This window comes from Streptomyces sp. Z26 (assembly GCF_003665095.1).
Lineage (GTDB): Bacteria > Actinomycetota > Actinomycetes > Streptomycetales > Streptomycetaceae > Streptomyces > Streptomyces phytohabitans.
Map to the genome: position 1 here is coordinate 2,253,796 of NZ_RCHV01000002.1, position 22,067 is coordinate 2,275,862.

The following is a 22,067-nucleotide window of genomic DNA, read 5'->3' on the forward strand; positions in this document are numbered from 1 at the left end:
GCACGCCGTGGGCGGGCAGAAACGATCACCTGGGGCGACGGGCTACCGGCGGTCACCGGCCAGGGCGAGTCCTGTATCCGTGACTTTGACTGTATTCGTATGGATGTATGAGGAAATCTTCTCACAGGGGACCCGCACCCCGTCGGGGGCCCGGGTCCGACGGCATCGCGCCGCCGATGGCCTCAGCTCCGCCTGCCGCGCTTCCGCGCGCGCACCACGGCCCGCGTGACGACCGGCGGCAGCACGTCGAGGGCCACCTTGCGCAGCCGGGCCCTCGGCGTACGCGCCGCCGCGGCCTTCGCCGCGGCCTTCTCGGCCGCCGCGGTCCGCGCCGCCTCCTTGCGGGCCTTCTCCTGCTCCGGCGTCGGCCGGTGCCGGGACACCGGCACCTCCGGCGGTACGGCCTTGCGCCCGCCGACGAGCAGCATCCGGTGCCCGGCGACGTCCTGCCACTGGAGCCAGAACTTGCCGCGCTTCTTCAACTCGGCGTGCAGATCGTCCTGGAGCTGCCGCGGGTCGCCCCACGTGCCGTAGAACTTGTTGCCGCTCACGCAGATCGGCTTCAACCCCCCCTCCAGCACCGCCTGCCACGTCGCGCACGCGACGCCGGGGGTGTGCGTGGAGCGGTAGTCGTCGAGCACCACGAGGCCCCGCTCGGACAGCACCTGGCGCGCGTTGGCGATGTCGGGCCGCACGTGCTCGTAGAGGTGCGAGGCGTCGACGTGCACGAAGCGGCAGCTGTCCGCCTTCACCTCGTCGGGCACCACGGAGGTGGGCGCCTGCACGATGCGCGGCAACTCGTCGTGGAACGACAGGAAGTTGGCCTCGAACGAGCGACGGGTCAACGTCGCGTACGAGCCGCTCATCTCGCGTTCGTTGTGCTCGTCCGGCGCGTCCGAGTCGAAGAGGTCGCACACGGTGAACGTCTCGTCGTCACGGACGTAGCCGCGCAGGAGGATGGCGCTCTTGCCCATGTAGGCGCCCATCTCCAGCAGGTCTCCGCGCACGTCCTGCTGCTCCTGACGCCTCAGGAACCAGTCGAAGAGGACGACGTCCGTGTTGTAGAACCAGCCGGGCACGTCGTGGAACGACTCCGGCGCGGGCAGTTCCTCAGCCGTGGGAGCGGGGGCGGCTGCAGTCATCGGGAGGGGGCCTCCTCGGGGGTGGTCACATCTGAGGGCGTGTATAGATGACGGTTACCGGCCACCGATGGTTGCGCGGTGCCAAGCGCGGGAATGTTCCCTGGCTGGCCGGAAGTCGTACACCTGCTGTTCAACTTGCCTTGTGCGAACGCGCTAACGCGCCGACTGCCGGGACGGTGCCGGCTCGGAGGCACCCGGGGCGGCCCGCGGGGGCGTCTCCTCCGGACTCCACAGCCACTTCGGCAGCCGCGGCTCCACGAAGGGCCCGGCCGCGCGCCGCACGGGCGCACTGCCGAGCAGGACCGCAAGCACACCCGCGAGGACCGTCAACAGGGCGGCCGACGGTAGTCCACCGGCCGCGACGACGTCGTATCCGCCGCTGCCCTCCACGGTTTTCACGAACAGTCCGTGCAGCAGGTACGGATACAGCGTGACGGCTCCGAGCGCTGTGAAGACAGTAGCCCTTCCCGGTACGAGAGCGAGAAACGCGCTCGTCAGAATCGCTGCGAGTGCGAACAGTCCAAGCCGCGTCACCACGTACGTACCCGCCGGGACGCCCATGTCCGGGCCGCTCCACTGCATCAGCAGCCAGCCACCGCTGGTGCGCGGCGCCGCCCAGTACGCGCCGAGGCAGGCGCACAGCAGCACCGGTACGGCGATCCAGCGCGCGACGGGCGTACGCAGCGGCGCGAAGTGCTCGCGGCGCAACGACATCCCCAGGACGAACCACGGCAGGAACATCAGCACACGCGGCAGCGCCAGGTCGTAGCCCATGCTCGTCAACCCCGCTCCCAGGGAGACGAGCACGGCCACGGGCACCGGGTGGCGCAGCGCGCGCCACAGGGGGACGGTCAGCCGCCACAGGAAGAGGGCCAGCAGGAACCAGGTCAGATAGCGCGGCTCGGTCGGCGTGATCGAGAACGGCTGGTGCCAGACCACGGTGTACATCCCCGCGTACACCGTCTCGAAGACCAGGTACGGCAGCAGCACGCCGGTGAGCAGCTTCCGGACCTGGTCGGGGCGGCCGGTGAAACTCCGCGCGAGATGGCCGCAGATCAGCACGAACGCGGGCATGTGGAAGGCGTAGACGACGAGATACGCCGCCTTCATCACCCTTATCCGGTCCTCCAACGGTCCCCAGCTGTGGCCCATCACCACCAGGACGACGAGGAGGAACTTGGCGTTGTCGAGGAACGGGTCACGGCTGCCTGCCGCGGCGCTCCCCTTCTCCGCGGTGACGCGGGCCTGGGTGAGAGTGTCGGACGCCATCTGACCGAAACTACGCAGGAGATGGGGGTGAGCCCAAGACCGCCTCGCCGGTATGCCCCGAAACGGGGAGGGTGACGGCCACCACTCGGGTCCGCTACGTCCCCAAGGCGCCGAACGGGCTGCCTGGGAGGGCACGGGGAGGATGCCGGGCGGGTGCCGGATGCGCACGGGCCCCGGAACGGGCCGCGCGGGGCAACCCGGCGGGGCGGACAGGTGCGGGGCGGCCCGGCGCGGGATGCGCGCCGGGCCGCCCCCGGGGGTCAGCGGTTCGACCGCAGCAGCGTGCGCATGGTGCGCATCGCCACCGACAGGTTGGCCAGGTCGAACGTGTCCGACGCGTGGATCTCGTCGAGCGTCGCGCGGGCGCGGACGAGGATCGCGTGGTTCTTCTCCTCCCACGCCGCGTACCGCTCCTCCGCCGTGTGCGCGTCGCTGCCCGCCGCCAGCACGTCGGCGGTGAGCAACTGGTGCGCGGCGTACAGGTCCTCACGGATGGCCGCGCGCGCCGTCGACTGCCAGCGGTCCGCGCGGGGCAGCGCGCCGACCCGCTCCTGGAGCTGGGTGATGCCGAGCCGGTCCGCCAGGTCGTAGTAGACCGCGGCGACGTCCAGCAGCTCGTTGCCCGTACGGCCCGCGACCGCGACCACGTCCAGCGCCGGGAAGGCGGCCGAGAAGCCCGCCACGCGCTCCGACAGCTCCGCCGGGACGCCCTCGCCGGACAGCTCGTCGTGCACCGTGCGGAACAGCTCCAGGTCGTCGCCCTTGAGCAGCTTCGGCAGCTCCGCCCACACGGTGGCGACCCGGTCGCTGAACAGCTCGATCGTGTCGGCCAGCAGCAGCGGCTGCGGGCGGTTGTTGAGCAGCCAGCGCGTGGCGCGCTCGACCAGCCGCCGGGAGTGCAGCCGGATACGGGTCTGCACCTCCGCCGTCACCACGTTGTCCAGGGACTCGACCTCGTCCCAGATGGCGCCGAGGCCGTAGATCGCGCGGGCCGCGGTGTGCGCCCGTACGATCTCCTCCGTGGAGGCGCCGCTCTCCTCCTTGATGCGGTGCAGGAACGTCGAACCGCCCGTGTTCACCGTGTCGTTGACCAGGAGCGTCGTCACGATCTCGCGGCGCAGCGCGTGCTGGTCGATCTCGTCGGGGAAGCGCTCGCGCAGCTGCCGCGGGAAGTACGCGTGCGCCAGCCGCCGGAGGTACGCGTCGTCCGGCAGGGAGCTGGCGACCAGCTCCTCCGTCACCGTGATCTTGGTGTAGGCCAGCATCACGGCCAGCTCGGGCTGGGTCAGCCCCAGGCCGTTCGCCAGCCGCTCCCGGACCTGCTTGTCCGACGGCAGGAACTCCAGACCGCGGTCGAGCCGACCGGCCTTGCTCAGCAGCCGCATGTGCCGCGCGTTGGCCTGGAGCAGACTCGGCGCCTGCTCCAGGGAGTTGCTCAGGGCGGCGTTCTGCGCGTAGTTGTTCCGCAGGACCAGCTCGCCGACCTCGTCGGTCATCTCCGCCAGCAGGGCGTTGCGCTGCTTGACGGTCATGTCGCCGTTGTTGACGACAGAGTTGAGCAGGATCTTGATGTTCACCTCGTGGTCGGAGGTGTCCACGCCGGCGCTGTTGTCGATCGCGTCGGTGTTGATCCGGCCGCCGTTCGCGGCGAACTCGATGCGGCCCAGCTGGGTCAGGCCCAGGTTGCCGCCCTCGCCCACGACCTTCGCGCACAGGTCCTGGCCGTCCACGCGGATCGCGTCGTTGGCCTTGTCCCCGACGTCCGCGTGCGTCTCCGTCTGCGCCTTCACGTACGTGCCGATGCCGCCGTTCCACAGCAGGTCCACGGGGGCTCGGAGGATCGCCTTCATCAGCTCCGCGGGCGTCATCTTGGAGACGCCCGCCGGGATGCCCAGCGCCGCCCGCACCTGCGCGGTGATCGGCACGGACTTGGCGGTACGCGGGTGGACGCCGCCGCCCGCGGAGATCTTCGAGGTGTCGTAGTCCTCCCAGGAGGAGCGCGGCAGCCCGTACACGCGGCTGCGCTCGGCGTACGACGTGGCCGCGTCCGGGTCCGGGTCGAGGAAGATGTGCCGGTGGTCGAAGGCGGCGACCAGGCGGATGTGCTCGGAGAGCAGCATGCCGTTGCCGAAGACGTCACCGGACATGTCACCGATGCCGACGGCGGTGAAGTCCTCCGTCTGCGTGTCGTGGCCCAGCTCCCGGAAGTGGCGCTTCACCGACTCCCAGGCGCCGCGGGCCGTGATGCCCATGCCCTTGTGGTCGTAGCCCGCCGAGCCGCCGGAGGCGAACGCGTCGCCCAGCCAGTAACCGTAGGCCGTGGCCACCTCGTTGGCGATGTCGGAGAACTTCGCGGTGCCCTTGTCGGCCGCCACCACCAGGTACGTGTCGTCGCCGTCGTGCCGTACGACGTCCGCGGGGTGCTCGACCTCGCCGCCGACCAGGTTGTCGGTGATGTCGAGGAGGCCGGAGATGAACGTGCGGTAGCAGGCGATGCCCTCGGCCTGCCACGCGTCCCGGTCCGTGCCCGGGTCCGGCAGCTGCTTGCCGACGAAGCCGCCCTTGGCGCCGACGGGCACGATGACGGTGTTCTTCACCTCCTGCGCCTTCACCAGGCCGAGGATCTCCGTACGGAAGTCCTCCCGCCGGTCGGACCAGCGCAGCCCACCGCGCGCGACCTTGCCGAACCTCAGGTGCACGCCCTCGACCCGGGGCGAGTACACCCAGACCTCGAACGCGGGCCGCGGCGCCGGCAGATCGGGGATCTGCTGCGGGTCCAGCTTCATCGAGACGTACGAGTGCGGGCGGCCCCGGCTGTCCTTCTGGAAGTAGTTGGTCCGCAGCGTCGCCCGGATCACCGTCAGGAACGCGCGCAGGATGCGGTCCTCGTCGAGGCTCGCCACCTGGTCGAGCGCGCCCTCGACCTCCTCCAGCAGCCCGTCCGTCAGCTCGTGCCCGGCGGACACCCGGTCCGGCGACATGCGCGCCTCGAACAGACTGACCAGCAGGCGGGTGGTGTGGACGTTGTGCCGGAGGGTGTCCTCCATGTAGTCCTGACTGAACGTGGCGCCCGCCTGGCGCAGGTACTTCGCGTACGCCCGCAGCACCATCGCCTGCCGCCAGTCGAGACCGGCGGAGAACACCAGGGTGTTGAAGCCGTCGTTCTCCGCCTGGCCCGTCCAGACCGCGGCGAACGCCGACTGGAAGCGGTCCCGCGCGTCGTCGCCGAACTCCTTGCGCTGCGCGGCGGGCACCCGCAGTCCGAAGTCGTAGATCCACGCCTTGCTGCGGTCGGCGCAGCGCAGCTCGTACGGCCGCTCGTCCACGACCTCCACACCCAGTGCCTGGAGCACGGGCAGGACGGCGGACAGCGAGACGGGCTCGCCCGTGCGGTAGATCTTGAAGCGGCGCTCGCCGGGGCCCGCGCCCACCGGCTCGTACAGGCTCAGCGCGAAGTCCTCGGCGCGGTCCGCCGCCCCGTCGTCCTCGCGGGCGCTGAGGGACTGGATGTACTGGAGGTCCGCGACGGCGGCGCGCGGCGCGAAGTCCGCCTTGTAGCCCTCCGGGAAGGCGTTGGCGTAGCGGTGCGCCAGCTCCGCGGCCTGCTCCTCGCCGCACTCGGCGACGAGCGCCTCGTTGAAGCCGTCCTGCCAGGAGCGGGCCGCCTCGGCCAGCCGCGCCTCGATCCGGTCCGTCTCCTCGTCGGTCAGCGTCGACAACTCGCTGCCGGGCTCGACACGGATGACGAAGTGGAGGCGGGAGAGGATCGACTCGGTGTTCCAGGCGGTGAAGTCGACGCTGGTGCCGCCCAGTTCCTCGTTGAGGATGTCGATCAGGCGGAGGCGTACGCCCGTGGTGTAGCGGTCGCGGGGCAGGTAGACCAGCGCGGAGTAGTACCGACCGTACTCGTCCTGCCGCAGGTACAGCCGCAGCTTGCGGCGCTCCTGGAGGTACAGCACGGACGTGGCGATGGTCCGCAGCTGCTCGACGTCGGTCTGGAACAGCTCGTCGCGCGGGTACGTCTCCAGGATCTGGAGCAGGTCCCGGCCGTCGTGGCTGTCCGGTGTGAAGCCCGCGGTGGCCAGCACCTCGGCGACCTTGCGGCGGATGACGGGCACCCGGCGGACCGACTCGGTGTAGGCGGACGACGAGAAGAGACCGAGGAAGCGGCGCTCCCCCACCACGTTCCCCTCGGCGTCGAACCTCTTCACGCCCACGTAGTCCAGGTACGACCGACGGTGCACCGTGGAGCGGCTGTTGGCCTTCGTCAGCACCAGCAGCTTGTGCTCGCGCGCCTTCGCGCGGGCGTCGGCGGGCAGCCGGTTGAACGACGGCGAGACCGGGTGGCCCTGGTCGTCGGCTTGCGGGTCGGCGCGCAGGACGCCCAGACCGGTGCCGGGGACGGCGGACAGCAGCAGCTCCTCGCCGCCGTCGGCGGGCTCGGCCGCCAGCTCGTACTCCCGGTAGCCCAGGAAGGTGAAGTGGTCGTCCGCGAGCCAGTTCAGCAGCTCGCGCGCCTCGTCCACCTCCAAGTCGCGCAGGTCGTCGGCGGTCGGCTCGGACGGCAGCTCCTCCGCGATGCGCAGCGCGGCGGCGCGCATCTTCTGCCAGTCCTCCACGGACTCCCGTACGTCGGAGAGGATGCTCAGCAGGTCGCCGTTGATCTGCTTGAGGTCCTCGCGGTCCGTCTCACGGTCGATCTCGACGTGGATCCAGGACTCCGTCACCGCGTCGTGCGGCAGCTCCGGCGCGGACCCGTCGCGGTGCCCGGCCGCGCGGGTGTCGCGGCCGACGTCCAGCACCTCCAGCAGTCTGCCGGTCAGGTCACGGCGGACGGTGATCTGCGGGTGGATGACGACGTGGATGCCGCGGCCCTGCCGGGACAGCTCGTTGGTGACGGAGTCGACGAGGAAGGGCATGTCGTCGGTGACGACCTCGACGACGGTGTGGGTGCAGGTCCAGCCGTTCTCGTCGACGCTCGGGGTGTACGCCCGTACGTTCGCCGTGCCCTGCGGCCGCTGCTCCGCGAGGCGGTGGTGGGCGAGCGCCGCGCCGAGGATGTCGACCGGGTCGCGGTCGGTCAGGTCCTCGGGGGCGGTGTGCAGGTAGTAGCGCCGCAGGTATCCGGCGAGGGCCTCACCGGCGAGGCCCTCCGCCGACTGTCCTCCGAGCGGATTCTGCTCGGCTACCCGTACGGCCTCCGCGAGCCGCTCGGCCTTTGCCTCATCCAGCTTGGTCTGCATGTCCTCTGGCTCCTGTCGCGCGCCTTTGCGAGACGTCGGTGTGGCGGGGGCACGACGTCGATCCACGGGGTATCCGCTCCGCTTCGACGTTATGCCACGAGAGGTGAACAGCGGCGGCCCGGGAGCTGTCGCACTCCGGGCGCGGGACCGCGGCTCCGTCGCCGCCGGTGGATAGGGCGCTGATCACGAGCGCAAGGCTATCTTCCCGGAGCGACCCGTCATGGTCCGAATACGTACAAAACAAGGGGCTGAACTTGGCCGAAGTGGCCAGCCCTACGGGAGAGATGACGCTATCCGGTCCGCCGCCTCGACCGCCTCCGCCAGGCTGTCGACCACCGGAACGCCCGCTTCCGCAAGGCTGGCCCGGCTGTGTGAACCGCCCGTGTAGAGCACCGCGCCCGCGCCCACGTGCCGGGCCGCGAGGGCGTCGTCCACCGCGTCGCCCACCACGACCGTACGGGCCGCCTCCACCCCGTCCAGCGCGGCCAGATGGCGGGCCATCTGCCCGGCCTTGCTGCCGCCCGAACGGCCGTCGCGCACACCGTCCACCCGCAGGAAGTGCCCGTCGATGCCGTGGCTGCGCACCAGCGGCACCAGCCGGTCGTGCGGCGCCAGCGAGCAGAGGGACTGGGTGTGCCCGGCGGCAAGTCTCGCGACGAGCAGCTCGGCGGCGCCCTCGGTCAGACCGACGCCCTCGGCGTGCTGCCAGTAGTGGCGGTGGAAGACACCGTCCATGGCCGCCCACTCCTCGTCCGTCGGCAGGCGCCCCATCAACCGCTCGTAGAAGCGCGGCACCGGCACGCAGTACAGCTCGCGGTAGCGGTCGAGGGTGATCGACGGCAGGCCCAGCTCCGCGAAGGAGGCGTTGGTGGCCGCGATCACGGCGTGGATGTCGTGGAGCAGCGTGCCGTTCCAGTCCCAGACGATGTGCGTGGTGCCGACCGTCGGGCGGCCGCTCCCCCCGGCGGTCCCCGCCTGCCCCTGCTCCTGCGTCGTCCCGTGTGCCGCCCCGTGCGTCGCGGGGCCCCGTGTGTGGCCGTTCTCGATCCCCGATCCCATGCACACGACGGTACGCGCCTGCTCCGACAGCCCGGCAGGGTTGTGGATAAGTGCGCGGACCCGCTCGTCGGCGAGCGGTCGCGGGTCAGGCGACCAGCTGCGGGATCTCCTGCGTGGCGAACCACAGCAGTTCGTGCGCCTCCGCGCCGTCCACCGTGAACCGGGCGTCGTCGTCGCCCCGTTCGGCCGCCTCCAGCGCCGCCACCGCGGCGGCCACGTCGGCCGCGACGTCGGCGTCCTCCGCGTCGACGTGCACGGCCGCGGCCCGCGCCAGCGGCACCGCGTCCGCGAGGCGCACCTCGCCGAGCGCGTCCGGGTCGAGGGCGCGGTCCGGGTCCGCGACGGCCGTGCCGTCCGGCACGTCCAGCGCGACGACCACCCGGCGCCGTACGGCCGACGCGTCCGCCGCGAGCCGCCGCAGCGACGCCTGCGCCGCGCGGTTGAGCGCGGCGTACTCCAGTTCCTCCAGGTCGTCGGAGACGTACCACTCGCGGAGTCCGGGCGTCACCGCGTACGCCAGGAGGGGGCCGGGGCCCAGCGCACCCGCCCGGTGTGCCTCGGCCAGGGCGGGGAGGGTCAGGGGGACGTAGACGCGCATGACTGCCGCTTTCGTGTATGGCCGATCCGACTGATCCGCCAGCATACGGGCACCGAACGGCGTGCCGCGTCGTACCGGGCGCCGATGAAACCGCAGCTCAACAGCGCGCCAGGTCAACACGGTTGGGCCCGGTACCCGATTCGGGGGAACGGTTGCGCGGGCCGCGGGCGGTACGGCGGCGCGTTGCGGCGTCGTGGGCGTACGGGCTAGAACCGACCGCAAGCTACCGCTCGGTACGCGCGGGTGGCCGCCGTCCCGGAACGGCACGGCGGAGCCGGTACGGCGCGGCCGGGCAGGACGGGCGGACGGTCGTACGGCGGCGGGCGCGGCGGCGCTGGCGGCGACGGGCGCGGAACGGGCATCGGGACACGGGAGTCGGGGAGAGCATGACGCACACGCGGACGGGCACCGGGACGGACCTCCGGGCGGGCACACGACCGCCCCTGCCCGCGAACGGGCCGGAACCGGAGGAGACGGCGGACGGCGCGGGCGGCAACGGCACGTACGCCACGCGCGCGGACGCCGACCCGCCCGGCGGCGGTGGCGGCGCGCGGGCCCACGGCCGCGGCCATCCGCCGGGCCGCACCGCGTACCCGCGTACGGGCCCGCCCGGACGGCGCGACCCGCGCCGGCCCGGCACGGCGCCCGCGCGGCGCGCGCGGCCCGCGGAGTCGGCGCTGCGCGCCGCCGCCCGACGCGACCGCGAACACCAGCCGCACCGGTGGTTCGCGCACCAGCTCCACCTCGTGCTGAGCGGGCGCCGCCCGGTGCACTCGCTGCTCGGACACGTACGGGGTGAGGCGTTCGACCAGCTCACCCGGCTCGCGGCGGACGCCCCGCTGCGGCCGCGGGTCACGGACCGTCGAGGCGGCACGATGCTGGCGGTGGGCGGGCAACAGCCGGTGTCCGGGGTGGTCGAGGCGTTCGCCCGGTTCACGGCGGGCGGGCGCACCCGGGCGATGGCCTTCCGGCTGGAACTGTGCGCGGACCTGCGCTGGCGCTGCTCCGCGGTGGAACTGGACGGCGTACGCGGCTGAACCGTACGCGCGGGAGGAGGCCCGGAGGAGGGCGGGGCTCGGGTCGGGGCGGGCCGTCGGCGGCGTGGGCGACACGACCGCCCCCGGCGCCAGCCGCCGTACGCCCCGCCGCTCCGTACGCCCCCGCCCGCGTCGCGCACGCCGAGGGCCCGCCCGGCGGTACGGCCGGGCGGGCCCTCGGTCGGCACGCGGTACGGTCGCGCGGCTCAGCACCGCGCGCCCCGCACCCGCTACTTCTTCCGACGGCGGCCCTTCTGTGCCTTGCGCCGCTCCGCACGCGTCATCCCGTCGGCCTCGGACCGTACGGGAACACCGTCGGTGCCGTCGCCGTCCAGGTCGTCGTAGTCACCCTCGCCACCGGCCACCGGCATCTCGCCCTCGACGACGCCACCCTCAGCGGTCGGCGCCGAGAAGTGCAGCCGGTCAGGGCGCTGCGGAGCCTCCAGGCCCTTCGCGCGGATCGCGGGCGCCCCACCGGCCGGCACGGCCTCCTGCGGCTCCTTCTCCAGCGACGGCCCGCCCTCGGCCCGCTCCTCGACCGGGACCTCCTCGACCTGCTGCTCGACCTGCACCTCCAGGTTGAACAGGTAGCCGACGGACTCCTCCTTGATGCCGTCCATCATGGCCTGGAACATGTCGAAGCCCTCCCGCTGGTACTCGACCAGCGGGTCCTTCTGGGCCATCGCGCGCAGCCCGATGCCCTCCTGGAGGTAGTCCATCTCGTAGAGGTGCTCGCGCCACTTGCGGTCGAGGACGGAGAGGACCACGCGCCGCTCCAGCTCGCGCATGATCTCGGAGCCCAGCTCCTTCTCACGCTTGTCGTACTGCTCGTGGACGTCGTCCTTGATGGCGTCCACGATGAAGTCCGCGGTGATGCCCTCGCGTTCGCCCGCCGCGTCCTCCAGCTCCTCGACCGTCACCGACACCGGGTAGAGCTGCTTGAACGCGCTCCACAGCCGGTCCAGGTCCCACTCCTCGGCGAAGCCCTCGACGGTCTCGGCCTGGACGTACGCGTCGATGGTGTCGTCGATGAAGTGCTGGATCTGCTCGTGCAGGTCCTCACCGGCGAGGACCCGGCGGCGCTCGCCGTAGATGACCTCGCGCTGCCGGTTGAGGACCTCGTCGTACTTCAGGACGTTCTTGCGGATCTCGAAGTTCTGCTGCTCGACCTGCGACTGGGCGGAGGCGATCGCGCGCGTCACCATCTTGTTCTCGATCGGCACGTCGTCCGGCACGTTCGCCATCGCCATCACGCGCTCGACCATCTGCGCCTTGAACAGGCGCATCAGGTCGTCGCCCAGCGAGAGGTAGAAGCGGGACTCGCCCGGGTCGCCCTGACGGCCGGAACGGCCGCGCAGCTGGTTGTCGATACGCCGCGACTCGTGGCGCTCCGTGCCCAGCACGTACAGCCCGCCCAGGTCCTTGACCTCGGCGAACTCGTCCTCCACGGCCTTCTCCGCGCGCTCCAGCGCGGCGGGCAGCGCCGCCGCCCACTGCTCCGCGTCCTCGACCGGGTCCATGCCCTTGGCGCGCAGCTCGGCCTCGGCGATGTCGTCCGGGTTCCCGCCGAGCTTGATGTCCGTGCCGCGTCCGGCCATGTTCGTCGCGACCGTGACCGCGCCCTTGCGGCCCGCCTGGGCGACGATCGCCGCCTCGCGGTCGTGCTGCTTGGCGTTGAGCACCTCGTGGCGCACACCGCGCTTGTTGAGCTGCTTCGAGAGGTACTCCGACTTCTCCACGGACGTGGTGCCGACCAGCACCGGCTGGCCCTTCTCGTGCTTCACCACGATGTCGTCCACCACGGCGTCGAACTTCGCGACCTCCGTGCGGTAGATCAGGTCGGCCTTGTCCTGGCGCGCGAGCCCGCGGTGCGTCGGGATGGGCACGACGCCGAGCTTGTAGATCTGGTGGAACTCGGCGGCCTCCGTCATGGCCGTACCGGTCATGCCGGACAGCTTGTTGTAGAGGCGGAAGAAGTTCTGGAGGGTGATGGTGGCGAGCGTCTGGTTCTCGTCCTTGATGTCCACCTCCTCCTTCGCCTCGATCGCCTGGTGCATGCCCTCGTTGTAGCGGCGACCGGCGAGGATACGGCCGGTGTGCTCGTCGACGATCATGACCTCGCCGTCCATGACGACGTAGTCCTTGTCCTTCTTGTACAGCTCCTTGGCCTTGATGGCGTTGTTCAGGTAGCCGACGAGCGGGGTGTTCACCGACTCGTAGAGGTTGTCGATGCCGAGCCAGTCCTCGACCTTGCCGACGCCCGCCTCGTGGATGGCGACGGTCCGCTTCTTCTCGTCGATCTCGTAGTCGCCGGTCTCCGGCTCCCCGACCCGCGGGTCGCCCGCCTCGCCCTTCTCCAGGCGCTTCACGAGCTTGGAGAAGTCGCCGTACCACTTCGTCGCCTGGTCCGCCGGGCCGGAGATGATCAGCGGCGTACGCGCCTCGTCGACCAGGATGGAGTCGACCTCGTCGACGACCGCGAAGTTGTGCCCGCGCTGCACCAACTCCTCCTGCGACCAGGCCATGTTGTCGCGGAGGTAGTCGAAGCCGAACTCGTTGTTCGTGCCGTACGTGATGTCGCAGGCGTACTGCTCGCGGCGCTGCGTCGGCGTCATGTTCGCCAGGATGCAGCCGACCGACAGGCCCAGGAAGCTGTGGACGCGGCCCATCCACTCGGAGTCGCGCTCCGCCAGGTAGTCGTTCACGGTGATCACGTGCACGCCGTCGCCGGAGATCGCGTTCAGGTACGTCGGCAGGGTGCTGACCAGGGTCTTGCCCTCGCCGGTCTTCATCTCCGCGACGTATCCCAGGTGCAGGGCCGCGCCGCCCTGCAACTGCACGTCGTAGTGCCGCTGACCCAGCACACGCTTGGCCGCCTCGCGCACCGTCGCGAAGGCCTCCGGCATCAGGTCGTCGAGGCTCTCGCCGTTCTCGTACCGCTCCTTGTACTCCTCGGTGAGAGCCTTGAGCTCGGCGTCGGAGAGGTCGACGAAGTCCTCTTCGATGGAATTCACCTGCCGCGCGATGCGGTCCAGCTTGCGCAGGATCTTGCCCTCACCTGCGCGCATGAGCTTGCCGAAGACGGACACGTAGGGTGACTCCTTGCCGATCGGGCCTGGCACGGTCTGGTGCGCGGGCGCGGCGGAGTGGTCCCCCGCCGCACCGGCCATCGTAAGACAGGGCCGAGGCCCGCTGTACCCCCAACGTGCCGGAGGTCCCGAAGGTGCCGGGTCCGTCGAGAATGGCGGCATGGAGCCGATAACCCTCAGCACCGAACGCCTGTCGCTGCGCCCCTTCGAGGCGCGCGACACCGACGCCGTCCTCGCCGCGTGCCAGGACCCGGAGATCCCTCGCTGGACGCCCGTGCCCGAACCGTACGGGCGGGCCGACGCCGAGGAGTTCGTCCTGCGGACCGCCCCGGGCGGCTGGCGCGACGACACCATGTACACGCTCGGCGTCTTCACCCACGGCGGCGCCCTCGTCGGCTCCATGGGCCTCGTCCGCCTCGCGCACCTGCGGACGGCGCAGCGCCAGGCGGAGCTGGGCTTCTGGACCGCCAAGGAGCAGCGCGGCAAGGGCTACACGGTGGAGGCCGCGCACGCCGTCATCGACTGGACCTTCGACTCGCTCGGCGTCGAACGGCTGGAGTGGGTCGCGACGGCGGGCAACCACGGGTCCCGCGCGGTGGCGCTCCGACTCGGCTTCGTCATGGAGGGCGTGCTGCGTTCCCGTATCGCGCACCGTGGCGTACGGCGCGACGCGTGGATCGCGTCGCTGCTGCCGTCCGACCGGGGGCGTACGGGCGACACCCCGTACCTGCCGTCGCCCTGAGCCCACGGCCGGGTGCGGGGGCGGGGGCGCGGGGCTTGCGACGGGGGCGCCTCCGTTCCCGGAAGCGTTGTCAGTGGCGGCACTTAGGGTGTCCGCCATGACCGCGCCGCACGCCACGACAGCCCAGCTCTCCCTCTCCGCCGACGAGGCCCGCCGGATCGCGCTGCGCGCGCAGGGCCTGCTCGGCGCCCCGGACCGGCGGGCGGGGGTGCGCGGGCTGCTCCGGCGGCTGGGCGCCGTGCAGTTGGACACCATCTCGGTGCTGGCCCGCTCGCACGAACTGGTGCCGTACGCACGGCTGGGCGCGGTCGGCAGACAGGCCGTGGAGACGGCGTACTGGTCGGGTGGCCACTCCTTCGAGTACTGGTCGCACGCCGCCTGCGTGCTGCCCGTCGAGGAGTGGCCGCACTTCGCGTTCCGGCGGCGGGCGATGCGCGCCCGCGGCCACCGCTGGCACCAGCTGAAGGACCGCGACGGCGCGTGCGCGGCCGTACGGGACCGGCTCGAGGCGGAGGGCCCGTTGACGACCACCGAGCTGGGCGGCGGGAAGAACGGCGGCGAGTGGTTCGACTGGTCCGAGACCAAGATCGCGGTGGAGTGGCTGCTCGACACCGGCGAGGTGGTCTGCGGGGAGCGGCGCGGCTGGAAGCGGGTGTACGACCTGGCCGAACGGGCCGTGCCGGACGCGCTGCTGCACGACGACATCGACGACCGCGAGTGCGTCCGGCGGCTGGTCGCGCAGGCCGGCACCGCCATGGGCGTCGCCACGGAGGCCGACCTCGCGGACTACCACCGGCTGAAGCGGGAGCAGGTCGCCACCGTCGTCGCCGACACGGAGTTGGTGCCGGTCGAGGTGGCAGGCTGGGCGCGGCCCGCCTGGGCGGACCCGGCGGCGCTGGCGACGGCGCCGCGCGGACGGCACCGTACGACGCTGCTGTCGCCGTTCGACTCGCTGATCTGGGACCGGCCGCGCACGCTGCGGATGTTCGACTTCACGCACCGGCTGGAGGCGTACGTGCCCCGGCCGAAGCGGGTCCACGGGTATTTCGCGATGCCCCTGCTGGCGGGCGGGAAGTTGATGGGGCGCGTCGACCCGGGCCGGGAGGGGGAGACGCTGATCGCGCGTCAGCTGTCGCTGCGTACGGCCGGGGCGGCGGAGCCGATGGCGCGGGCGCTCGTCGAGGCGGCGTCCTGGGCGGGGTGCACGCGGGTGCGGCTGGAACGGCTGGAGGGTGCGGCGGCGGACGCGCGGGGCGCGCTGGAGGCGGAGGTCGCGCACGCGCTGCGCGAGGCGGGGTGACCGCCGTGGGATGACCGCCGCCGGGTGACCCGCCGTGGGAGGAGCCGCGCGGTGGTCCCGCCCCGAGGGGCACGGGTCCGGCTAGCGGATCTCCAGGATCTTCTCCCGCATCGCGTACACCACGGCCTCCATCCGGGAGTGCAGCTGGAGCTTCTCCAGGATGTTGCGCACGTGGTTCTTCACCGTGTTCTCGCTGATGAACAGTTCCTTCGCGATGTCGCGGTTGTTCATCCCGGTCGCGACCAGCTTGAGCACCTCCAGCTCCCGGTCGGTGAGCCGGGGCGCGGGCACGAGCTTGCTCTCGTCCGTGCGCTGGATCATGGACTTGAACTCGGTCAGCAGTTTCGCCGCCATCGACGGGCTGATCTGCGACTGTCCGTCGGCCACCGCCCGGATCGCGGTGGACACCTCGTCGGTGGAGATCTCCTTGAGCAGGTAGCCCGTGGCACCGGCCTTGATCGCGTCGTAGAGGTCGGCCTCCTCGTCGCTGATCGTCAGCATGATGATCTTCGCGCTGGGGGCCACCTCCTTGATGGCCGTGCACGCCTCGATGCCGCCGCGTCTCGGCATGCGCACATCCATCAGCACGATGTCCGGCAGCAGGTCGGCGGCCTTGTCCACGGCCTCGGCGCCGTCCCCGGCCTCCCCGATGACCTGGATGTCCTCCTCCTGCGCCAGCACGATCTCCAGGCCACGCCGGAAGAGCGCGTGGTCGTCCACGACGAGCACCCGGATCGGCTCCTCCCGCGGCCCGTAGCCACGCGATTCCTGCACGTCCGGGTCCCGGTGTGTGTCGGGCACGGGCATCACTGGCCCGAAGCTTTCCACCATCGTTCCTCCCCCAGCAGGCTCCGCCCCTCAACCAGGCGGTGTGCGTGCCCCGTTGGCAGTGGTGACATGCTCCCATGCCCGCGCCCCCGGCCGGGTCCTGGACCCGGCCGGGGGCGCACTGGAATCGGTCATCCTCCGAGAGCGCCGCCCGCACCCGGCGGGGCCTCGTCGGCGAACGGGTCCTGTTCGAGGTGGATCACGCCGTAGTCGTAACCGTGCCTGCGGTAGACCACGCTCGGGTTCTTCGTCTCGGAATCGACGAACAGATAGAAGTCGTGCCCCACCAACTCCATCTCGTACAGCGCCTGGTCGAGCGTCATGGGCGCGGCCGAGTGCGTCTTCTCCCGTACGACGAGGGGTCCCTCGCCCTGGACCTCCAGCGACGCCATCTTCGTCGTCACCGGCTGCCCGTCGTCCTGTGCGGAGGGCTGCTCCGCGGCCGCGTCCAGCTCCTCGTTGATCTCGGCTGCCAGGTGGGCGGTCGCCTCCGCCACGCTGATCGGCGCGCGGCTGCCGCCACGGTGCACCCGGCGTTTGTCGTGCTGCTTGCGCAGCCTCGCTTCCAACTTGCCCGCTGCCAGGTCCAGCGCCGCGTAGGGGTCGGAGGCGGCCGCCTCCGCTCGTACGACCGGGCCGCGGGTGCGCAGGGTGATCTCCACCCGGTCGGAACGGTCGGCCTGCCGGGGGTTGTGCTCCTTGGACACCTCGACGTCCAGGTTGATCACCTTGCCGTCGAGCTTCCGGATCTTCTCCAGCTTTTCGGCCACGTGCTTACGGAACCTGTCCGGCACCTCTGTCTTTCGGCCCTTGACGACGATGTCCACGCAGAACTCCGTTCCCGGACCGTTCCACGCACTGCCGTGCGGAACGCGTCCGTTGTGCACTGACGCCGGGGGCGCGGTGAACCGCAGCCACCCTCCGGCATAACGTCGGGTTGCGGTTTCACCTCCTTCTCCCCCGGAGGGAAGATCGTCATCCCACTCCGAACGTACCTCCAGTCGGGGATGGTCGGCACCCCCTACTGGCGCGTACCCCCGTTCGGGTGGTGACCGGTCCCGCCACCGGCGGCGGCGCGGACCGGGCGACCCGTACGGCGGAGCCCCGCGAACCGGCTCAACGCCGGGTTCGGACCGCCACCACAGCCGCCACGGGTCTTCGGCCCGTCTCCGCGGTGATCGCACGTGCCGCCTCCACCAGGGACGCTCCCGTGGTCATGAGGTCGTCCACCAGCACCACCTCCGTCCTGCCGAGCAACCGCCCGGAGCCGGGCACCGCCTCCAGCGCGCCGCTGAGGTTCGCCAGCCGCTGCCGGGCGGTCAGCCGCGCCTGATCCGCCACGGGACGGCGCTGCCGCAGCACGAGCGGCACGCACACCGCCCGACCGGTGCGCCGCAGCTCACCTGCGGCGGCCAGCGCCATGCGCCGCACGGGGTCGTGCCCGCGCGCCGCGACCGCACGCCGCGACGACGGCACCGCCACGAGCGCCAGCGGACGCCCCGGCGGCGGCGCTCCGCCCGAACCGGAACCCGTACGCGCACCCGCCGCACCCGGGCCCGCATTCATGCCCGAGTCCCCCCGGCCGCCACGACCACGCCCGCCCGGCGGCCCCCGGTGCCGTACGGCAGACCGCACCGTCTCCGCCAGCACCGCGCCCAACGGGCGCGCCAACCGCAGCGCGCCCCGCTCCTTGTGCGCGAGCAGCAGCTCCCTGACCTCGTCCGCGTACGCCGCCGCCCCGTACACCACCGGCAGCCCCGGCGGCACGGGACGGGGCCACACCCGGCACGGCTCCGCCGCCAGCCTGCCGCGGCAGCGCCCGCACAGCGGCCCGCGCTCCCGCGGCAGGCCGCATCCGGCGCAGCCGACCGGCAGCACCAGGTCGGTCAGCTCCCGCCACAGCGCCCTCATACGGACCACTGTCCCAGCACCCGCAACGGTCCACCAGGGCTGTGGAAAAGTCCCGGACATCACGGCCTTCGCGGACATACCGATCGCCAGCCGTCGAGCGCAACACCGGCACGTACCGCCGACGAGCGTCCCGCCGAGCCGCGCCCGCCTACCCCGGATAGACCGGCGACGTCCCCGGGTCGGGCAGCGTTCTCCAGTTGGCGTCCGGCGGCAGCCGTACGATCCCGTACTCCGACTCGGCCAGCAACGGCTTCGCCTCGTCCTCCGCCGAGGCCACACCCGTCACGTCGTTGATACCCGGCAACGTCGGCTGGTTCGTCGTCGAACCGTCCGTCCCCACGTACTGGAGCTGCTGCACGCTCTGCGACTCCCGGCCCACCACGACGAGTTCGCTGTCACCCGACCACGACGCCGCCACCACGTCCTCCAGCTGCGGCGCCACCGGCCGGAGCGCGGCGACCGTCACCGACGGGTTCTCGCGGCTGCCGTGCCGTTCGACGCGGCCGAGCTGCAACGAGCTGCGGCCGTCCGTCTCCCGTACGCGCATCGCCACCCGCACGCCGTCCGACGAGACCCGCAGCGACTCGATCCGCTCGTCCTTGCCGAGCGCCGGCACCTCGATCTCCTCGGGCTTCTCCGTACCGCCGCGCAGCCGCAGCAGCCGCGGCTTCTCCGGGTCGCGGTCCGCCACCCACAGGTCACCGAGGCCGTCCCAGCTCGGCGCGGTCAGCCGGTCCTGCTCCCTCTTCGCGGCGCTCAGCAGTACGGGCGGCTCCGGGTCGGCGCCGCCACCCGCGAGCGAAGCGGTGTACAGGGCGCGGCCGTCGAGCGACACGGCGGCGCCCTGCCGCTCGTCCCGGCTCACCGCGACGGAACCCAGCTGGACGGCGCCGCTGCCGAGCGGGCCCTCCACGACCTTGCCCTTCTCGCTGACACCGGTCAGCGACGCCACCCGGTGCTTGCTGTCGACGAAATACTGCTCCGCGGCCCGGCCGTCCAGCCGCCCCGGCTCGAACGATTCGGCGCCCTCGCGCGACAGGTCGCATCTCGCCTCCCCGTCCGGCCCGCTCAGCTCCACGCCGCTGACCTTCGCGGACGCCTGCGACTGCACGGAGTGGAACAGTTGCGCGGCCATCCGCGCGCACTGCTCGCGGTCCGCCCCCGCACCCTTCGCGTTCAACCGCACCCGCAGTGCGCCCGAGTCGTCCAGGGACAGGTGCTGCTCGCGGCCGCCCGCCAGCTTCGTACCCTCCGGGAACGCCGACTCGACCACCGGGTCGAGCCACACCGTGGGGCCCTCGATGAGCGCCTGCACCGTCTCCTTCACCGGGTCGATACGGCCCCGCAGATAGACCGGGTCCGCGACGAGCACGTCCCTGCCACCGGACACCGAGCCCGCGTCCGGGCCGAGCTGGGCGTAGTAGTAGACGTCCACGGAACGGTAGATGCGCTCGAAGTCGGACTCACCGAGGACCAGGCCGTCCGGGAGCTTGTCGATCCGCCAGCCCTCCTTGAGCTTCGTGAGGTGGACGTTCGCGTTGTACGCGCCCGCCGCCGGGCCGTACGACTGCCACTCGTTCACGAGCGCGGTCCGCGTGCCCGCTATCTCCACCGTGTAGCCGTCCCGCTCGCCCGCCACCCCGCTCGCGGCGTGCGCGCTCGGCCCGCCGGTCAGCACGGTCGTGCTCGCGAACGGGTCCCACTTCTTCGCCGCGTGCTCCGTGAGGTACTCCTTGGCCGTCGAGAACCGGGGCTCGTCGCTCGTCGTCGCCTCCAGGAACCCGCGGACGATCTCCTGCGGCGTCTCGTCCTTCTGCGGGCTGACGCCGAAGACACGGACGCGGGACTCGCCCTCCGCCCGTTGCGACGAGTCGACGCGGTTGACCTTGCCGCCCGACGGCATCGAGGCGCAACCGGACAGCAGCAGGGCACACGCCGCCAGCGGCGCCACGGTGGTCGCCCAGCGGCGGCGGTCAGCTGTCATCAACGCGCTCCTCTCGCCCCGTACCGGCGGACTGCCGCACCCCCGCCGAACCCTCGGCCCCTTCGCCTCCCGGCTCCGCGCCCGCCACGCCACGCGGGACGCCCGGTCCACCCGACGCCGTCGCGCCCGCCGGGACGCGGGGCCCGGCCGTCACCGGGTCCTCGACCCCGCGTCTGCGCCGCGAGTCGGACGGCTCCAACGCGATCGGTGAACCGCGCAGCACCTCACCGCTCGTGCTCGGCAGCGTCAACCGGAACTGCGAGCCGCCGCCCGGCTCCCCCCACGCCTGCAACCAGCCGCCGTGCAGCCGGGCGTCCTCGATGGCGATGGACAGCCCGAGACCGGTCCCCCCGGTCGTACGGGCACGGGCCGGGTCCGCCCGCCAGAAGCGGCTGAACACCCGCTTCACCTCGTTCGGCTTCAGGCCGACGCCGTAGTCCCGTACGGCCACCGCGACCGCGCCACCGCCCACCGCGAGGCGGACGACCACGTCGTGGCCCTCACCGTGCTCGATGGCGTTGTCCACGAGGTTGCGCAGGACCCGTTCGATACGGCGGCTGTCCACCTCGGCCACCACCGGCCGCTCGTCACCCTTCACGACGAGGCGGCTGCCCTTCCGCTCCGCGAGCGGTTCGCAGCCCTCCACCACCCGGCGGACCACGTCGCGCAGATCCGTCGGGTCGGGCTCCAGCGCGGCGGCCCCCGCGTCGAACCGGCTGATCTCCAGCAGGTCGTTCAGCAACGACTCGAACCGGTCCACCTGCCCGAGCAGCAGCTCCGCCGACCGCGCCGTCACCGGGTCGAAGTCGTCGCGGGCCTCGTGGATCACGTCGGCCGCCATCCGCACCGTCGTCAGCGGCGTACGCAGCTCGTGCGACACGTCCGAGACGAAACGGCGCTGCATCCGCGACAACGCCTCCAACTGCTGGATCTTGACCTGGAGCTTCTGCGCCATCTTGTTGAACGCCTCACCGAGACGCGCGATGTCGTCCTCACCGGTGACCTTCATCCGCTCCTGGAGCCTGCCCGCGGCGAGCCGTTCGGAGATGCCCGCGGCCATCCGTACGGGCGTCACCACCTGCCGTACGACCAGCCAGGCGATCGCGCCGAGCAGCACCACGACGAACACACCCGCCGTGACCAGCGTGCCCTTGACCAGGACGAGGGTCTCCTCCTCCTGGTTGAAGGGGAAGACGTAGTACAGCTGGTACGGATTGCCGTTGAGGTCGCTGATCCGCTTACCGACGATCAGCGCGGGCTCGGTGCCGCCGCTCTGCCGGTGCAGCTTCGCGTACCGCTGGTGCGTGCCGTCCTGCGCGTCCATGTCGGACCGCAGGTCACCGGGGATGCTCTCCTCGGGAAGTATGTCGCCGGAGGCGCGGGCACCCTTGAGGCGCGCGTCCGCGTTGCCGAGCATCGGCGTCTCGTCGCTCTCGGAGCTGAGCACCACCACCGAGTACACGCCCTGGCCACCGCTGGCCAGCTGCTCCACCAGGTTGTTCATCCAGGTGCCGGCCGACTGCGCGGAACCGCTGCCGACGGCGCCCTCGATCGCGTTGAAGCTGGAACCCCGGGTGTTGGACTTGTCGGCCGCCTGCTGGGCGAACGCGAAACCGCCCGACGCCTGGCTCTGCGCCGTCTGCTCCTTCGCCTCCAGCAGGCCGTTCCGCACCTGCCCGTTGACGACGATCCCGAGCAGCAGCACGACGCCCAGCGACATCAGCAGCGACGCGGCGACGACACGGAGCTGGAGGTTGCGCCGCCACAGCCGCATCGCGGGCAGCAGCGGACGGCGCACCAGCCGCACGAACATCCGGACGACGGGGTGCGCTCGCGTACCCGTCGCCCCCTCGGGCAGCAGCCCC

Annotated in this window: 13 protein-coding genes and 1 pseudogene; 3 read left to right on the forward strand and 11 right to left on the reverse strand. The window is 71.8% G+C overall.

The genetic code is table 11. The features are described 5' to 3' along the window. Window positions 1-182: 182 nt before the first annotated feature. The 5 genes from D7M15_RS10025 to D7M15_RS10045 form a co-directional block, all read right to left on the reverse strand. On the reverse strand, window positions 183-1,142 hold the full coding sequence (locus tag D7M15_RS10025; protein ID WP_121517193.1) for a class I SAM-dependent methyltransferase: 960 nt from the start codon (window positions 1,140-1,142) through the stop codon (window positions 183-185). 153 nt (window positions 1,143-1,295) lie between these two features. Continuing rightward, entirely contained in the window at window positions 1,296-2,411 is a 1,116-nt protein-coding gene (locus D7M15_RS10030; protein ID WP_121517194.1) for an acyltransferase family protein, read from the reverse strand. A 260-nt stretch (window positions 2,412-2,671) separates the two neighbouring features. Beyond that, complete coding sequence (locus D7M15_RS10035; RefSeq protein ID WP_121517195.1) at window positions 2,672-7,654, reverse strand: NAD-glutamate dehydrogenase; 4,983 nt, start codon at window positions 7,652-7,654, stop codon at window positions 2,672-2,674. 273 nt (window positions 7,655-7,927) lie between these two features. Further along, window positions 7,928-8,713 carry an HAD family hydrolase gene (locus tag D7M15_RS10040; RefSeq protein ID WP_121517196.1) on the reverse strand — a complete coding sequence of 262 codons (786 nt, stop codon included), beginning with the start codon at window positions 8,711-8,713 and terminating at the stop codon, window positions 7,928-7,930. Window positions 8,714-8,798: 85 nt separating this feature from the next. Next, window positions 8,799-9,311: a hypothetical protein gene (locus D7M15_RS10045; RefSeq protein WP_121517197.1), complete on the reverse strand. Its 513-nt coding sequence runs from the start codon at window positions 9,309-9,311 to the stop codon at window positions 8,799-8,801. A 386-nt stretch (window positions 9,312-9,697) separates the two neighbouring features. Here D7M15_RS10045 and D7M15_RS10050 point away from each other — a divergent pair, with 386 nt between their 5' ends. Then, window positions 9,698-10,348, forward strand: a complete 651-nt coding sequence (locus D7M15_RS10050) for an Rv3235 family protein (RefSeq protein WP_206337344.1) — start codon at window positions 9,698-9,700, stop codon at window positions 10,346-10,348. Window positions 10,349-10,578: 230 nt separating this feature from the next. Here the strand turns inward: D7M15_RS10050 and secA are convergent, their stop codons facing one another. Further along, window positions 10,579-13,437 carry a preprotein translocase subunit SecA gene (gene secA, locus D7M15_RS10055; RefSeq protein ID WP_121520526.1) on the reverse strand — a complete coding sequence of 953 codons (2,859 nt, stop codon included), beginning with the start codon at window positions 13,435-13,437 and terminating at the stop codon, window positions 10,579-10,581. Between the two features lie 160 nt (window positions 13,438-13,597). Between secA and D7M15_RS10060 the strand changes: the two genes are divergently transcribed. Then, window positions 13,598-14,179 (forward strand): GNAT family N-acetyltransferase, encoded by a 582-nt coding sequence (locus D7M15_RS10060; protein ID WP_121517198.1) that lies wholly within the window; start codon window positions 13,598-13,600, stop codon window positions 14,177-14,179. A gap of 97 nt (window positions 14,180-14,276) precedes the next feature. Next, entirely contained in the window at window positions 14,277-15,479 is a 1,203-nt protein-coding gene (locus tag D7M15_RS10065; RefSeq protein ID WP_121517199.1) for a crosslink repair DNA glycosylase YcaQ family protein, read from the forward strand. A gap of 81 nt (window positions 15,480-15,560) precedes the next feature. On the opposite strand, the pseudogene D7M15_RS10070 reads toward D7M15_RS10065, so the two are convergent. The 5 genes and pseudogenes from D7M15_RS10070 to mtrB all read right to left on the reverse strand — a co-directional run. Then, window positions 15,561-16,220: pseudogene (locus tag D7M15_RS10070) on the reverse strand (response regulator transcription factor); the annotation flags it as partial. 218 nt (window positions 16,221-16,438) lie between these two features. Beyond that, entirely contained in the window at window positions 16,439-17,134 is a 696-nt protein-coding gene (gene raiA, locus D7M15_RS10075) for a ribosome-associated translation inhibitor RaiA (protein ID WP_121517201.1), read from the reverse strand. A gap of 289 nt (window positions 17,135-17,423) precedes the next feature. Continuing rightward, entirely contained in the window at window positions 17,424-18,218 is a 795-nt protein-coding gene (locus D7M15_RS10080; protein ID WP_346428791.1) for a ComF family protein, read from the reverse strand. A 148-nt stretch (window positions 18,219-18,366) separates the two neighbouring features. Beyond that, window positions 18,367-20,202 carry an LpqB family beta-propeller domain-containing protein gene (locus D7M15_RS10085; RefSeq protein WP_121517202.1) on the reverse strand — a complete coding sequence of 612 codons (1,836 nt, stop codon included), beginning with the start codon at window positions 20,200-20,202 and terminating at the stop codon, window positions 18,367-18,369. Beyond that, window positions 20,192-22,015 carry an MtrAB system histidine kinase MtrB gene (mtrB, locus tag D7M15_RS10090; RefSeq protein ID WP_240649611.1) on the reverse strand — a complete coding sequence of 608 codons (1,824 nt, stop codon included), beginning with the start codon at window positions 22,013-22,015 and terminating at the stop codon, window positions 20,192-20,194. The genes D7M15_RS10085 and mtrB overlap by 11 nt, the downstream gene beginning before the upstream one ends. Window positions 22,016-22,067 lie beyond the last annotated feature (52 nt).

Bases quoted from the DNA above. Each gene is read 5' to 3' on its own strand.
- D7M15_RS10025 (WP_121517193.1), bottom strand. From the start codon at position 1,142: ATGACTGCAGCCGCCCCCGCTCCCACGGCTGAGGAACTGCCCGCGCCG.
- D7M15_RS10030 (WP_121517194.1), bottom strand. From the start codon at position 2,411: ATGGCGTCCGACACTCTCACCCAGGCCCGCGTCACCGCGGAGAAGGGG.
- D7M15_RS10035 (WP_121517195.1), bottom strand. From the start codon at position 7,654: ATGCAGACCAAGCTGGATGAGGCAAAGGCCGAGCGGCTCGCGGAGGCC.
- D7M15_RS10040 (WP_121517196.1), bottom strand. From the start codon at position 8,713: ATGGGATCGGGGATCGAGAACGGCCACACACGGGGCCCCGCGACGCAC.
- D7M15_RS10045 (WP_121517197.1), bottom strand. From the start codon at position 9,311: ATGCGCGTCTACGTCCCCCTGACCCTCCCCGCCCTGGCCGAGGCACAC.
- D7M15_RS10050 (WP_206337344.1), top strand. From the start codon at position 9,698: ATGACGCACACGCGGACGGGCACCGGGACGGACCTCCGGGCGGGCACA.
- D7M15_RS10060 (WP_121517198.1), top strand. From the start codon at position 13,598: ATGGAGCCGATAACCCTCAGCACCGAACGCCTGTCGCTGCGCCCCTTC.
- D7M15_RS10065 (WP_121517199.1), top strand. From the start codon at position 14,277: ATGACCGCGCCGCACGCCACGACAGCCCAGCTCTCCCTCTCCGCCGAC.
- D7M15_RS10080 (WP_346428791.1), bottom strand. From the start codon at position 18,218: ATGAGGGCGCTGTGGCGGGAGCTGACCGACCTGGTGCTGCCGGTCGGC.
- D7M15_RS10085 (WP_121517202.1), bottom strand. From the start codon at position 20,202: ATGACAGCTGACCGCCGCCGCTGGGCGACCACCGTGGCGCCGCTGGCG.
- mtrB (WP_240649611.1), bottom strand. From the start codon at position 22,015: ATGTTCGTGCGGCTGGTGCGCCGTCCGCTGCTGCCCGCGATGCGGCTG.